The organism is Halpernia humi (assembly GCF_900108025.1).
Lineage (GTDB): Bacteria > Bacteroidota > Bacteroidia > Flavobacteriales > Weeksellaceae > Halpernia > Halpernia humi.
This window is the reverse complement of the sequence record NZ_FNUS01000005.1, coordinates 247,595-262,911: the sequence shown is the minus strand read 5'-3', so window position 1 is coordinate 262,911 and position 15,317 is coordinate 247,595. Positions and strand designations below refer to the sequence as shown.

Genomic DNA, 15,317 nt, shown 5'->3' with positions numbered 1-15,317 from the left:
TAGAAAAATATAAAAATACACATATGAAAATAGCGATAGTTGGAACTGGTTATGTTGGTCTTTCTAATGCAGTATTATTGTCTCAGTACAATGAAGTTGTGGCTTTGGATATTGTGTCAGAGAAAATTGACATGCTTAATAACAAAAAGTCACCAATTGAAGATAAAGAAATCTCCGAATTTTTAGCCAATAAAAATTTGAACTTCAGAGCGACTTTAGATAAAAATGATGCTTTCGAAAATGCAGATTATGTATTAGTGGCAACGCCCACAGACTATGATTCGAAAACCAACTATTTCAATACCAAAAGTGTAGAGTCTGTTGTAGAATCTGTAAAAGCCACAAACCCGAACGCTGTGGTCATTATAAAATCTACAGTTCCTGTAGGTTTTACCGAATCTTTGAAGGAAAAATTAAATTTTCAGAATATTATTTTCTCTCCAGAATTTTTAAGAGAAGGGAAAGCGTTGTACGACAATCTCTATCCGTCAAGAATCATTATTGGTGAGCAAAGTAAACGCGCAGAAATTTTCGCTGACCTCCTAAAGCAAGGTGCTGTAAAAGAAGATATTTCTATTCTCTTCACCAACGCAACCGAAGCAGAAGCCATAAAACTTTTTTCTAATACCTATTTAGCAATGCGAGTAGCTTATTTTAATGAATTAGATAGTTACGCACAAATTCATGAATTAGATAGCAAGCAAATTATAGAAGGTGTGAGTTTAGACCCAAGAATCGGTTCTCATTATAATAATCCATCTTTTGGCTATGGCGGCTATTGTCTCCCGAAAGACACCAAACAATTATTGGCAAATTATGATGCTGTTCCTAATAATATAATCCGCGCAATAGTCGATGCGAATAGAACCCGTAAAGATTTCATTGCAGATTCTATTATCGCAAAAAATCCCAAAAAAGTTGGTGTTTTCAGATTGATTATGAAATCCGGTTCAGATAATTTTAGAGCTTCCGCCATACAAGGTGTTATGAAACGTATAAAAGCCAAAGGTATAGAAGTCGTGGTTTTTGAACCTGCTTTAGAAGAAGAATTTTTTTTCGGTTCTAAAGTAATGCGCGATTTACCTGCCTTTAAAAATGAATGTGATGTTATTATTTCTAACCGCCAATCTTCAGAATTAGAAGATGTGAAAGAAAAAGTTTACACACGGGATTTATTTGGGAGTGATTAAATCAACAAGCAATCTAATTTTCTTATATTTTATATTTATAGCTAGAAAAATCTAATAATTATGGAAACTCTCAATTTAATAGGTAGAAATAAATTACTATTCACAAATGACATCAGAAAAAATGAATTAGAACTACAAGAAATTGTTTCTAATTCCAAATTTCTAGTGATTGGTGGCGCAGGTTCTATTGGACAAGCAGTTACTAAAGAAATTTTTAAAAGAAATCCTTTAAAATTGCATGTTGTAGATATTTCAGAAAATAATATGGTGGAACTTGTAAGAGATATAAGAAGTTCCTTTGGATATATTGACGGGGATTTCCAAACTTTTGCGTTAGATATAGGTTCGGAAGAATATGATGCATTTATAAAATCTGATGGTGAATATGATTATGTTTTAAACTTATCCGCATTAAAACACGTCCGTTCCGAGAAAGACCCTTTTACTCTAATGCGAATGATACAAGTAAATATTTTTAATACAGAGAAAACAATAAACCAATCTATCGCAAAAGGAGTAAAAAAATATTTCTGCGTTTCCACAGACAAAGCAGCTAATCCTGTAAATATGATGGGCGCTTCTAAACGTATTATGGAAATGTATCTCATGCGAAAAAGTAAGGATATTGAAATTTCAACAGCGCGTTTTGCAAATGTGGCATTTTCAGATGGATCACTTTTGCATGGATTTAACCAAAGAATTCAAAAAAGACAACCCATTGTTGCACCAAATGATATTAAAAGATATTTCGTTATTCCTCAAGAATCAGGGGAGTTATGCTTAATGTCTTGTATTTTTGGTGAAAATAGAGATATTTTCTTCCCAAAATTAAGTGAAAGTTTACATCTTATTACCTTTGCAGAAATAGCGAAAAAATTTCTAAAAAATTTGGGGTATGAACCTTTTCTTTGTAAAGATGAAAATGAAGCGAGAAAATTGATGGAAACTTTACCAGCAGAAGGCAAATGGCCATGTTTATTCACGGAAAGCGACACAACTGGCGAAAAAGATTTTGAAGAATTTTTCACAGATTTGGAAACTTTAGATATGAATAGGTTTGAAAATTTAGGTGTTATAAAAAACAAATTAGATTTTGACAATACTAAATTAGAATTTTTTACAAATTCTATATTAGATTTAAAAAAAGATGGTTTTTGGAATAAAAAACAATTGGTTGAATTATTTCATAAAATGATTCCAGATTTTGGACACAAAGAAACAGGGAAATATTTAGATTCAAAAATGTAGGTATGAGCAATTATAAAGAATCAATAGATTTTATAAAATCAAAATTCTATTCTAAAGATTTTATTCCCTTACATGCGCCACATTTTGGTGGGAATGAAAAGAAATATCTATTAGAAACCATCGATACTACATTTGTATCTTCCGTAGGTGCTTTCGTTGATACTTTCGAAGATAAAATGTGCAAAATAACAAACACTCAAAAAGCAGTAGCAGTTGTAAATGGAACCGCAGGCATTCAAGTGGCGTTGAAACTTGTTGGCGTGCAAGCAAATGATGAGGTCATAACACAAGCTTTAACTTTTGTGGCAACCGTAAATGCAATAATTTACAACAGTGCAAATCCTATTTTTTTAGATGTAGATTTAGATACAATGGGTTTATCTCCAAAAGCCGTTGAAGATTTTCTAAATGAATATGGGGATTTGCGAGAAGATGCTTGTTACAATAAAAAAACAGGACAGAAAATCGCAGCCTGTGTCCCAATGCATACTTTCGGCTTTCCAGTTCATTTGGATGAACTTATAGAAGTTTGTGCCAAGTGGAAAATACCAGTTATTGAAGATGCAGCAGAATCTTTAGGCAGTTATTATAAAGGGAAACCAACTGGAAGTATAGGTAATTTAGGCGTTTTTTCTTTTAATGGAAATAAAATAGTGACTTCTGGTGGTGGTGGTGCAATTGTAACCAATAATCTAGAATTAGGAATAAAAGGGAAATACCTTACAACAACAGCAAAAAAACCACATCCTTATGAATTTTTTCATGATGAAATTGGTTACAATTTTAGGATGCCTAATTTGAATGCCGCTTTAGCTTGCGCACAATTAGAGCAGTTAGATAAATTTCTAGAAAATAAGAGGGAACTTGCCGGTTTCTATAAAACGTTTTTTGATTCTAAAGGCATTAATTTCCGGACTGAAGCACCAAACACAAAAGCAAACTATTGGTTGATGTGTGTAGAACTTGAAAACAAAACCGAGCGGGACATATTTCTAAAATACACAAATGAAAATAATGTAATGACAAGGCCAATTTGGCAACTTATGTTTCGCTTGCCGATGTATGAAAATTGCCAAAAAGATGCACAAAAAAATGCCTTGTTTTTAGAAGAAAGAATTGTTAATATACCGAGTAGCTTTAGAATTTAATACGAAATCGCCATTAACAATTTTGCAAACCAACACAAATTAAGATAAAAGTGATTGCAAATGACCACTTAAAACAATAAATATCTACATATGAAAAAAATGATATTAGTTGGATATTCTGGCCACGCTTTTGTAGTAGCAGATGCGGCAATTTGTATGGGATTGAAACTTCACTATTATTCTGAAGTTAGTAAGGTAAATACTAATCCTTTTAATCTAAATTATATTGGTTTCGAGGGAAATAAAGATTTTGAAGGCTGGGCAGATGATTATGAGTTCATATTAGGAATTGGAGATAATAAATTAAGACAAAAGATTGGAAAACAAATTGTAAATAAGAACAAATTATTGAAAACGGTTATCCACCCTACTGCATCAATTTCAAAAAATGTAAATATTGGAGAGGGTAGTTTTGTATCAAAAAACGTTTCAGTTAATCCATTGGCAATAATAGGAAATTTTTGCATTCTAAATACCGGATGCATCGTAGAGCACGAATGCATTTTAGGAGAAGCAGTGCACGTTGCTCCAGGTGCTGTTCTAGCAGGAAATGTTTCGGTTGGCGAACGCACCTTTATTGGCGCAAATGTTGTTGTAAAGCAAGGTATTAAAATAGGAAAAGATGTTATTATTGGCGCAGGTTCAGTTGTAATAAAAAATATTCCTGATGGAAAAAAAATAGTTGGAAACCCAACAAGAGAAATATGAAAAATGAAGTAATTATAATCGCGGAAGCAGGTGTAAATCATAACGGCGATATTAAAAAGGCTTTTCAGTTAGTAGATGCAGCGGCTGAAGCGGGTGTAGATTATGTAAAATTTCAAACTTTTAAAGCAGAAACTATTGTAAGTCCTACTGCAAAAAAAGCAGACTATCAAGCAAAAAATATAGGTAACGACGATGACTCTCAATTCAATATGCTAAAAAAATTAGAGTTAAGCCACGAAAATCATTTAAAATTAATAGAATATTGTAAACTTAAAAACATTAAATTTTTCTCGACCGCTTTTGATGTAGAAGGCGTTAATTATTTAGAGTCTTTGGGGCTAGATTTATTTAAAATTCCAAGTGGTGAAATTACTAATTTCCCCTATTTGCGAGCGATTGCACAGAAAAAAATGCCAGTCATACTTTCTACTGGAATGTCAACTTTAGGTGAAATTGAAGAAGCATTAAATATTTTAATAAAGTATGGAATAGAAAGAAACGAAATTACAGTTTTGCATTGCAATACAGAGTATCCAACACCAATGGGAGACGTTAATTTAAAAGCAATGCTCACAATTGGTGAAGCTTTTGGTGTAAATATCGGATATTCAGATCACACTTTAGGAATTGAAGTTCCTACTGCTGCAGTGGCTCTCGGTGCAACAATTATTGAAAAGCATTTTACTCTAGACAGAAATCTTCCTGGCCCAGATCATAAAGCTTCTTTAAATCCTGAAGAATTAAAAGCAATGGTTTCGGCAATTAGAAATATAGAATTGGCCATTAGTGGCTCTGGTAGAAAAGAACCTAGCCAAAGTGAAATAAAAAATATAAATATTGCAAGAAAAAGCATCCATTTAAAAAAAGATTTAGAAGCAGGAAGTATTATTTCTGAAGACGATATTATTTCGCTTCGGCCTGGAGATGGTATTTCATCAATCAGATGGAACGAAGTTATTGGTAGAAAGCTTAGAAGCGATGCAAGTGCTTTTGATAAATTAATTTGGAGTGATTTAATATGAAAATTGGAGTTTTAACAAGTTCACGTGCCGATTATGGCATCTACTTACCATTACTTGATAAATTAAAAAACGATGCCTTTTTTGATCTTGAAATTATTGCATTTGGGACACATCTTTCGAAATTTAATGGTTACACATTAAATGAAATAGAAAATGATAATTATCCTAAAATTCATACAATTAGCACATTGATTTCTAATGATGATGAACAAGCAATTGCAACTTCTTATGCCTTAACTGCAATGAAATTTGCTGATTTTTGGGATAAGAATCAATATGATATTGTGTTTTGCTTGGGAGACCGTTTTGAGATGAGTGCTGCAGTTCAGGCCGGAATTCCTTTTGGGGTAAAATTTGCACATATTCACGGAGGAGAAACCACTTTAGGCGCTATAGATAATATATATCGGCATCAAATATCAATCGCATCAAAACTTCATTTTAGCTCATCCACTATTTATTCAGATAAAATAAAAGCACTTACGGGTTCAGATAAAAATATTTTTACAGTTGGTGCTCTAAGCCTCGATGAGATGCGTAATTTTATTCCTATTGATAAAGATACTTTTTACAATAAATTTTCTATAAAAGAAGATGATTTTGCACTTATTACTTTTCATCCTGAAACTATTGCTATAAAAGAAAATTGTCTTTATGCAGAAGAAATGAAAATTGCTTTAGAAGAAATTTCAAAAGAAATAAATTTAATTATTACGATGCCAAATGCAGATACCCAAGGCACGGAATACAGAAAGAAATTAGAAGAATTAAAATCTGAAAAACCAGATAAAATACTGCTTCTAGAAAATTTCGGAAAAATAAATTATTTTTCTGCCATGTATTATGCTAAAATTTTGATTGGGAATACATCCAGCGGAATTATAGAAGCCGCGTCTTTTGGTAAATACGTTATAAATGTTGGGAAAAGACAAGAAGGAAGAGCCCAAAGTAGAAATGTTTTAAATGCTATTTTCAATGCGGACGACATTATAGAAAAAACAAAAATAATGCTTAAAAAAGGCAATTTTTCTTGTGAAAATATTTATTATAGAGAAGGTGCAGCAGATAAAATCATTAAAACTATAAAAGAATTATGAGAAACTTTAGAGAGCATTTAATCTTTTCTGGAAGCAGCATAAAGCAAGCTTTGGTTCAGCTAGATATTCTTGCGAAAGACGCCATTCTTTTTGTGGTAGATCACCAAGATATTTTAGTGGGCTCACTCACGGATGGCGATGTGCGGAGAGGACTTTTGAAAGGAGTTTCAATTGAGGATGAAGTAAATGGAATTATCCAAGAAAACCCCAAATTTATAGAAAAGGGAGCGCGAGATATTCAGAAAATTATAGATTATCGTGAGGGAAATTTTAGAATACTTCCCGTTTTAGATGCAGAGCATAAAGTGGTAAATGTGATAAACTTTCGCGAGATCAGATCTTATTTACCCGTAGATGCCGTGATAATGGCTGGTGGAAGAGGACAGCGATTAAAACCTTTAACAGATTCTGTTCCCAAACCACTACTAAAAGTAGGAGACAAAGCAATTATGGAACACAATGTAGATCGCCTTGCTTTGTATGGTATAGATGATTTTTGGTTTTCCGTAAAATACTTAGGTGAGCAAATTGAAAATTATTTTGGAGATGGCAAAGAGCGAAATTTAAATATAGATTATGTTTGGGAAGATACCCCCTTAGGAACTATAGGTGCCGTTTCAAAAATTGATAATTTTATTCATGATTATATTTTAATCACAAATTCTGATGTGCTTACCAATTTAGATTACGAACATTTCTATTTGGATTTTATTAATGAAGAAGCAGATTTTGCCGTGGTTACAATTCCCTACCAAATTAGCGTTCCGTACGCCGTTTTAGAAACTGAAGGCAGCCATATAAAAAGTTTTAAAGAAAAACCAACTTATACCTACTACTCTAATGGAGGTATCTATTTAATGAAGAAATCAGTCTTAAAATTTCTGCCTAAAGGCGATTTTTTTAACGCTACAGATTTAATGGAAAAATTAATTGCAGAAAAACTTAAAGTAGTTTCGTACCCACTTTCTGGCTATTGGCTGGATGTAGGCAAACATGAAGATTTTGAAAAAGCGCAGAAAGATATTAAACATATAAAATTCTAAAAAATGTTACCTCAAATTAAACCTTATTTTATCGCCGAAACAGCATTTCATCATGAAGGAGATAAAAATTTTCTTCTAAAATTGATAGATGATTTTTGCAATTTAGATATTAATGCTATAAAGTTTCACCTGCTTTTTGATTTAGAAGATTATATTATAGAAAACCACCCTGCGGTTGATGTTTTAAAAAATATTTCAATTAAAAAAGAAGATTGGAAAGAAATTTTCAATTTAGTGAATAGCAAAAATCGAGATTTAGTTTTATTAACAAATGATCTTGAAAGTTTAAAATGGGTAAATTCCGTTCAAAATGAATACAATGTAGAAGCAATAGAACTTCATTCTACAGGATTGAATGATATTTTTTTACTTAAAGAATGTCTTAATTTTGAAAAAACAATTATTTTGGGAGTAGGGGGTTCAACAATTGATGAGATTTTTTATGCGGTAGATTTTTTAAAGAAAAATGGTAAAAATGATATATTATTGATGCACGGTTTTCAAAATTATCCTACAAATTATGAAGATATTAATTTCAAAAGGATGCAATTTTTGAGAGAAGCATTTTCACTTCCAATTGGATATGCAGACCACACGGATCCTACTGATAAAAAAAATAGATTAATTAGCGTTCTTCCGCAAGCCATGGGCTTCAATATTCTTGAAAAACATGTGACAAATGTTTTGGGCGAAAAAAGGATAGATGCGCAAGCGGCTGTTTCTATTGAGCAAATGGCTGAAATAATAGAAGATGCGAATACTGTTTTTAAAACGATAGGAAAAGAAAGTGTAGTGTTTTCGGAAGCGGAAAAAAATTATGGAAACACAGGTCCGATGAAAAAAGCAATTGTTGCAAGAGAAAACATAAAAAAAGGACAAAAAATTACGCTTTCAAACGTGGCTTTCAAAAGAACTGAAACTTCAAGCTCGCTATTGCAGAAAGATATAGTGAAAATTCTGGGCGCAGAAGCAAGTAAAGATATTGCGAAAGATGAAATTATAAGTTTTAATAATGTAGAATATTTATTCCAAAAAGAAAATTTTGATCAATTTTTTGTTTCGGAAAATTAAAATTAATTACAAAATCACCATACACTATTTGGTAAAAGGAATTATAGTAATTGCAAATGATCTTAAAAATAAAATAAACGCAAAATGAAAATAGGACTACTAATAACAGCACGCCTTAAATCTTCAAGATTACCCTTTAAATTATTAAAAGATTTAAATGGGTTTACAATCATAGAACACGTTATAAACAGAAGCAAAAAAATAGACAATGTAGAAGGCGTTATTTTGTGTACTTCAACCAATCCTCAAGATAAACCGTTAGCAGACGTAGCTTTAAAAAATAAAATACACTACTATCTTGGTTCTGAAGATGATGTACTTCAAAGACTCGCAGATGCGTCAGATTTTTTCTCCTTCGATTATATTTTAAGTATCACAGGAGAAAACCCATTATTTTCTATTGACTATGCCAATCAAATTGTAAGTAAATTAAAAAAAGATGCGGATGATTTTGTAGTTGCTGAAGGCTTGCCAATTGGATGCGGTGTTTATGGTTTAAGTGTAAAAGCACTAAAGACAGTTTGTGCGTTTAAAAAAGAAGTAGATACCGAAATTTGGGGGCCACTAATAAACAGACCAGAATTATTTAAAGTTGCAAAAATTAAAGTAGATAATTTTTTTGTAAGACCAAATTTGAGATTAACAAATGATTATCCCGAAGATTTTCAAATGATGAATAAAATATTTAATCATTTTCCTTATCAATCTACTCCTTCTCTATTAAATGCACTCAATTTTTTAGATGAAAATCCTGAAGTTTTAAAGATTAATTCGGAAAAAGTGCAAGCCGCACTTAGCCCAGAAACAATTGAAAGAATAAATACATTTTTTATTGAAAATGATGAAAAAATAAAAGAAATTAAACACAAAATTTACAAACAATGATTTTAGATAAATTAGAAAATATTAATAGATATTCTTTGGATTTGGCTTTTGTTTCCGAAGACTTACAAAATGAATTTAGAGCAGGAAGATTTGAAATTGCAGGTGAAGAAAAATTTGGGATAGGTTTGCAGTATGAAACTACAGACGGAACAACTGGTTTATGGGAAGGTCATAAAGTTTATCTAGATATACACGTTATTTTAGAAGGAGAAGAGATTGTAGAAATTGCAGATATCAATCAAATGACACTTACAAAACCATATGAAATGGATTACCATTTATTTCAAGGAGAAAAACAGCAGAGTGTTATTTTATCTAAAGGCTATTTTTTAATTTTATTTCCTAATGAAATACATAAAACAGGAGTAAATGTAGAGCGTACAGTAAATGTGAAGAAAAATGTTTATAAACTATTATTGTAATTTTATGAAACTTGCAAAATTAAAGTGGAGATTTATACTTTTATTTACCCTATTTTGTGCAACTACTTTTTTTTCGCAAACTTCCATAAAAGTATTGTCTTACGAGACATCTACCGTTCAGCCAGGATTTTATAATGCACTATATGTTTCAAATACGGAGAATATTTTGCGAGCAAGATTTCGCGTATCAAATGATAATGGTAAAACGTGGGCCATAGAACCCACAAGTATTAAAAATTTGGGAAAAGTACCAAATTCTTCACAAAGAAACATTACAACCTCAATATATATCCCAGAAAAAAACATTTTAGTTTCTTTTTTTAATTCTTTAGACAATCCTCAAATTGCAAAATATTCAGTAGAACCAATTGAAGCGCAGAAAGATTATTATCTTAGATATCGTGTTTCAAATGACAACGGTGTTTCTTGGCTCTTTGATTCTCCTTTAGTAAGCGAAGGTAATTTTAGCCAAAAAAATCCGTTTCCAGGAATTTGGACGGGAAAAAACGCCTACTACATTGGAGATTTTGGGAGCAAACCCATTATTAATAATATAGGAGAAATAATTTTGCCAGTTCAAGCAACAATATTACCAAATCAAAATAATAATTTGAATAGAAATAACTTATACAATCCATGGGGCACAACTTCCTATACTGATGTAATGATACTACGAGGCAAATGGGAAAACAACCAATTGGTTTGGAAAATGAATAACAAAATTGAAGGAGATCCTAAATTAACCACGCGTGGCTTAATAGAACCAACGATTGCAAAATTGGAAAATGGAAATTTGTTATGCGTAATGCGTGGCAGTAATGGTGGAATTAAAGACCCAACTTTTAAATTATTGGGTTACAAATGGGCTTCCATTTCTGAAGACGATGGACAAACATGGTCTAAGCCGAAACCTTGGACATACGATGATGGCAATCCTTTTTACTCACCATCATCAATGTCTATTTTATTTACACATTCTAACGGAAGATGTTATTGGGTAGGAAATATAAGTGAAAGCAACCCAAAAGGTAACTTGCCTAGATTTCCTTTGGTAATGGGAGAAGTAGATCAAAAAACTATGACTTTAATAAAATCAAGCATAATTACTCTAGACACACAAAAGCCAGATGAAAAAGCCAAAGGAAATTTAGATTTAGGGCACACCACAATTTATGAAGATCGAGTGAGTAAAGAAATCGTAGTTTCATACCAAAGAATATACTCGAAGCAAAAACAAAAAGATTGGGTTACAATTAGACTAAAAGTATAATTCTTTCTATTAAAAATAATACTAATTTTACAGATTTTAATTGCATTTCTACGTAGAACTGCGAAAGTTACAAAAACAAGCTAATGCTATATCTTTTTATTTTAATTAATTTCATTTGGCTGATTCTATTTTTTAGAAGAAGATATACATTATTTTTTATTTCATTTTTTGCATGTATCTTCATTGAACCATTTTTCCAGAAAATACTTGACCCTACTTTCTTTGGTAAAACCTTTGACGTATATGGGTTTGCAAGAGTTCAGACAAATTTAATAATGATTGTATTTTTGGTTTTTGCCAATTTATTTTCAAAATTTCATAAAATTATTGATTTCAAAAAAATATTTCTTTTTTCTATATTTTTATTATTTTTTCATATTCTAAATTCTATTTTAAGTATAAACGTTCAAACATCAGTAATTATTTCAGCGGTAAGCATTTTAGGACCATTAATATTTTTTGTACTTATTTTAAAAATACCTTCTGAGTTTTTTGAAAATAAAGGAAATATTGTTTTTATTATTCACTGCTTTATTTGCATACTATTGCTTTTGGGATTAGGTATGTATTTTAATAATAAATCTATTGCTGTAGACGGCGAATTTCAAAGATCTGGTGGACTAATCTGGATGTCAAACGTTACTACACAAATTGTAGTTCCATTTTTTCCATTTATATTTTTCAAGCAAAATTTTAAATATAAAAAATTTTTAAGACCGCTTGCTATAATTCTTATTGCAATACTTTTGGTAGTATCAATGAGTAGAACAGCGCTTGTGGTTTACTCATTATTACTACTATTAATTATTGGCAAAAGTAACAACACTTTTAGAAATATTTTTTATATATCAATTGTTGTGTCAATCTTACTTTTAATGTTGAATTTTATATTTAATATCAATGTATTTGATTCCTTTGCAGCGCGCTTCTTTATGGATGGTGGTGCAATTGAAACTATTTCACAAGATGAAAGATTTACAGTTTATAAACAAAGTATCAATAGCATTTCACAGCATCCATTTTTAGGAGTAGGTATTGGTAATTTTAATTTAATAAATGAACGAGGCTACACTAATTCTCATAATATTTTTCTTAATATTTTGGTTGAAAGAGGTGTACTCGGATTTATTTTACTTCTTAATTTTATGATTTACTACATAAATCTTAATTCAAAAATTAGAACTTTTGACAAGTCTAAAAACGAAATTTTCAGACTTTTTCTTTTTGGTTTTTTAGCATATTTTGCAATTGGTATGACAGGAAATGATTTATTTATCTCTAGTGGTTTTATAAATGGATGGGGTACTTATATTTTACTCTTTTTCTTGGCATTTCAAATTCATTCTGCTCAAAATATTACCAAAGACATTAAATTAAACGAAGAAAGCCATTAATGCAAACCAACGCTTTAGCCCAGATAAAAAATTTAAAAAAAGTATTGTTTACCTCTACTTTGGTGAAGTCTTCCGTAGTATTTATTATTATTAACTTCATAAATAAGGCTTTTCCTTTTATTCTGCTGCCACTTTTCACGAGAGCGCTTTCACTTTCAGATTATGGTACTTTTGCACTTTATAGAGCCACTTCTAATTTTTTCATTCCGCTGGTTGGGCTTTCTATGTCTGAAGCAATTATTAGAAATTATTACGAAAAAGACAAACTAGATTTCGGAATGTACATCGGGAATGTTCTCCTAATGAATATTACAACGGCATTTGTTTATATTTTTATAATATTTTTTAGCGGAACAATATTTCCAGACCTTTTTGGTCTGCCCAAATATGTTTTATATTTAGTGGTACTTTTTGGCTTCTTTTCTTCAGTAAACGCATCCCAACGCGGTCTATTAAGATGTGAAAATAATAATAGAAGTTTTGCAATACAAGTTTTAGGACAATCAGTATTATATTTTCTTATCATTACTCTTGCCTATTTTTTAAAATTTTTTAACCTTCAATATGCTATTTATGGTGAAGCGGCGGTTTTTTTAATATTTGGCAGTATTTCCATTTATTATCTTAATTATAAATTTAAACTCAAATTTCTTTTGAGTAAAAAATATTTAAAAGATATTTTTCATTACAGCGTGCCCTTACTTATTAACAGTTTGCTAGCATATACATTTGCACTTTCGGATAGGTTTATTATCAACCATCAGCTAAATTTATCACAAGTTGCCATTTATGCTGCTTCATTTCAAGTTACTTCAGTAACGCAGATTCTTGCCGTTTCGCTTAATGCTGCTTGGCTTCCTTATGTTTTTGGGGTTCTCAGTAAACAAGAATCGTTTAAGAAAATTTTTAAAATACAATTTTTAATTGCTGCACTTTATATCGTAATTGGCATCTCTTATTGGATTTTTTTATATTTTTTTCTTACCAAAATTATCGGTCATAAATATGATAGTGGCAAAAATTTTATACATTGGTTTATTGGCTCAAACATTCTACAAGGATGCTATTGGTTGTTAACGCCAATCATTCAGTTTTATAAGAAGAACTGGTTGTTGGTAATTGGTTCAGTTTCGGCACTTGTTTTAAGTTTAACTTTAAATTTATTATTTGTAAAAAAATTCGGTGTTAGTTTTGCTGCCACAGTTAATTTTTTATCTTGGCTTCTGATTTTTTTAATCACACTTTTTAATGTTTATAATCTTTTGAAAAAACGAAAAAAATGAAAAAATTAATTATCAGGCTGCTTCGTAAATTTTACAAAGCAAGAGTAATGAAAAGAGCGAAAGGGTCTCGTAAGAATTTGATCGTAAATGGTTATACTACAGTTACTAATGAAACTTCAATTGGCGATTATTGTAGTTTTAATGGTTTGCAAATTGTTGGTTCTGGTAAGGTAGAAATTGGGAATTATTTTCATTCTGGTACAGATATTCTTTTTATTACAAGTAACCACAATTATAAGGGAGACGCGATTCCGTATGATAAAACACATATAAATAAAAGTATTTCTATTGGCGATTTTGTTTGGTTGGGCAGCAAAGTCATAATTTTAGGTGGCGTAACTATTGGTGAAGGTGCCATTATTCAGGCAGGTGCTGTTGTTACGAAAGATGTTCCAAAATATGGTATAGCAGGCGGAAATCCTGCAATTACTTTCATGCAAAGAGATGCGGAACATTTTGAAAGATTAAAAATGGAAAAGAAATTTCATCAATGATAAAGTCAGTTTTTATTATCGGTACAGAACATCAGATGCTTCAGGTAAAAGAAGCTATTAATTATTTTCAGTTTAAATCCGAAGATTACATTGTGCTATTTTTTAGTAAAGAAAATGATACCATTTGGACGGATCAAAAAATAAATCAGTATAACATAAGAAACTTTCATTTACTCGATAATTGGGTGTTTAAAGATGTTTTTTTGAAGAGAGATCGACCAATAAGTTACATAAATTTGCTAGAAAAATTAAAGAAAAATGCTGTTGAAAATTTGTTTTTTAGCCAATATAAAAATGACTCGTCTTTGTTAGCAATAAAAATACTTAATCCGAAAAATGTAATTCTAATGGATGAAGGTACAGCAAGTATAAAAATTGCTTCGGAAAGATCAAAGAATATTAATAGAAATGTAAAAAGAAAATTAATATTTAAAAGTTTAATTTATGGTAAGACTTTAAAATATCCTACAGGTTTAACTTACTTCACCCAATATGATTTACATTTGCCAAATACAAAAACAGACAAAAGTATAAAATATAAATTCACTAAAATTGATAATAAATGTGAAGTAGATGCAAATCTAATTTTCTTGCTGGGTTCTAGTGTTTCAGAGTTAAATTTAGTTTCAGAAAATTATTATTTTGGCATTTTAAATAAAATTATAAGCCAGCACAAAAAAGAGAAATTGATATATTTTTCGCATAGAAAAGAAAACGCTTTAAAATTAGAAGAGATAGAAAAACTTGGTTTTGAAGTTGTAAAAAATAAAGAACCTTTTGAAAATCTATTTGGTAAATTAGAAATAATTCCAGTCATATTATATTCTTTTTATTCGCCAATTCTTCCAAATTTAAGCAAACTCTATAAAAATACGCCGAAGAAGATGATTATTAAATTAGAAGACAGAGAAATAAATTTTAATAATGATATTATTAGTAAAATTTATGATGAATACGAGAAAGATTCAAACATTAATATTGTTGATTTTTACAGACTTAATAATGAGTTATAATTTTACTACTTTATAAATTAAAAGTACTT

At 30.5% G+C, this 15,317-nt stretch carries 15 protein-coding genes; all 15 read left to right on the top strand.

Going from position 1 to position 15,317, the window contains the following annotated elements; all coding sequences use genetic code 11:
• Positions 1-23 precede the first annotated feature (23 nt).
• The 15 genes from C4S29_RS11320 to C4S29_RS11250 all read left to right on the top strand — a co-directional run bounded on the left by C4S29_RS11320 (position 24) and on the right by C4S29_RS11250 (position 15,288).
• Positions 24-1,190 (top strand): nucleotide sugar dehydrogenase, encoded by a 1,167-nt coding sequence (locus C4S29_RS11320; protein WP_103914201.1) that lies wholly within the window; start codon positions 24-26, stop codon positions 1,188-1,190.
• Positions 1,191-1,250: 60 nt separating this feature from the next.
• On the top strand, positions 1,251-2,438 hold the full coding sequence (locus C4S29_RS11315) for a UDP-N-acetylglucosamine 4,6-dehydratase (RefSeq protein WP_185116963.1): 1,188 nt from the start codon (positions 1,251-1,253) through the stop codon (positions 2,436-2,438).
• A 2-nt stretch (positions 2,439-2,440) separates the two neighbouring features.
• On the top strand, positions 2,441-3,586 hold the full coding sequence (locus C4S29_RS11310; RefSeq protein ID WP_103914199.1) for a LegC family aminotransferase: 1,146 nt from the start codon (positions 2,441-2,443) through the stop codon (positions 3,584-3,586).
• Between the two features lie 90 nt (positions 3,587-3,676).
• On the top strand, positions 3,677-4,294 hold the full coding sequence (locus C4S29_RS11305) for an acetyltransferase (protein WP_103914198.1): 618 nt from the start codon (positions 3,677-3,679) through the stop codon (positions 4,292-4,294).
• Complete coding sequence (gene neuB, locus C4S29_RS11300) at positions 4,291-5,316, top strand: N-acetylneuraminate synthase (RefSeq protein WP_103914197.1); 1,026 nt, start codon at positions 4,291-4,293, stop codon at positions 5,314-5,316. Before C4S29_RS11305 ends, neuB begins: the two co-directional genes overlap by 4 nt.
• Positions 5,313-6,413: a UDP-N-acetylglucosamine 2-epimerase gene (gene neuC / locus C4S29_RS11295; RefSeq protein ID WP_103914196.1), complete on the top strand. Its 1,101-nt coding sequence runs from the start codon at positions 5,313-5,315 to the stop codon at positions 6,411-6,413. The genes neuB and neuC overlap by 4 nt, the downstream gene beginning before the upstream one ends.
• Positions 6,410-7,456, top strand: coding sequence for a nucleotidyltransferase family protein (locus tag C4S29_RS11290; RefSeq protein WP_103914195.1), 1,047 nt, complete (start codon positions 6,410-6,412; stop codon positions 7,454-7,456). The genes neuC and C4S29_RS11290 overlap by 4 nt, the downstream gene beginning before the upstream one ends.
• Before the next feature lie 3 nt (positions 7,457-7,459).
• Positions 7,460-8,527 carry an N-acetylneuraminate synthase family protein gene (locus C4S29_RS11285; protein WP_103914194.1) on the top strand — a complete coding sequence of 356 codons (1,068 nt, stop codon included), beginning with the start codon at positions 7,460-7,462 and terminating at the stop codon, positions 8,525-8,527.
• An 84-nt stretch (positions 8,528-8,611) separates the two neighbouring features.
• Positions 8,612-9,412, top strand: a complete 801-nt coding sequence (locus C4S29_RS11280) for a cytidylyltransferase domain-containing protein (RefSeq protein ID WP_103914193.1) — start codon at positions 8,612-8,614, stop codon at positions 9,410-9,412.
• Entirely contained in the window at positions 9,409-9,834 is a 426-nt protein-coding gene (locus C4S29_RS11275) for a YhcH/YjgK/YiaL family protein (protein ID WP_103914192.1), read from the top strand. The genes C4S29_RS11280 and C4S29_RS11275 overlap by 4 nt, the downstream gene beginning before the upstream one ends.
• A gap of 4 nt (positions 9,835-9,838) precedes the next feature.
• Positions 9,839-11,104, top strand: a complete 1,266-nt coding sequence (locus C4S29_RS11270; protein WP_159969851.1) for a sialidase family protein — start codon at positions 9,839-9,841, stop codon at positions 11,102-11,104.
• Positions 11,105-11,187: 83 nt separating this feature from the next.
• Positions 11,188-12,498, top strand: coding sequence for an O-antigen ligase family protein (locus C4S29_RS11265; protein ID WP_103914190.1), 1,311 nt, complete (start codon positions 11,188-11,190; stop codon positions 12,496-12,498).
• Positions 12,498-13,781: a lipopolysaccharide biosynthesis protein gene (locus tag C4S29_RS11260; RefSeq protein ID WP_103914189.1), complete on the top strand. Its 1,284-nt coding sequence runs from the start codon at positions 12,498-12,500 to the stop codon at positions 13,779-13,781. Before C4S29_RS11265 ends, C4S29_RS11260 begins: the two co-directional genes overlap by 1 nt.
• A complete protein-coding gene (locus C4S29_RS14995) occupies positions 13,778-14,275 on the top strand; it encodes an acyltransferase (protein WP_103914188.1) in 498 nt (165 codons plus the stop codon). Before C4S29_RS11260 ends, C4S29_RS14995 begins: the two co-directional genes overlap by 4 nt.
• Positions 14,272-15,288 (top strand): hypothetical protein, encoded by a 1,017-nt coding sequence (locus C4S29_RS11250; RefSeq protein WP_103914187.1) that lies wholly within the window; start codon positions 14,272-14,274, stop codon positions 15,286-15,288. Before C4S29_RS14995 ends, C4S29_RS11250 begins: the two co-directional genes overlap by 4 nt.
• Positions 15,289-15,317: the final 29 nt, after the last annotated feature.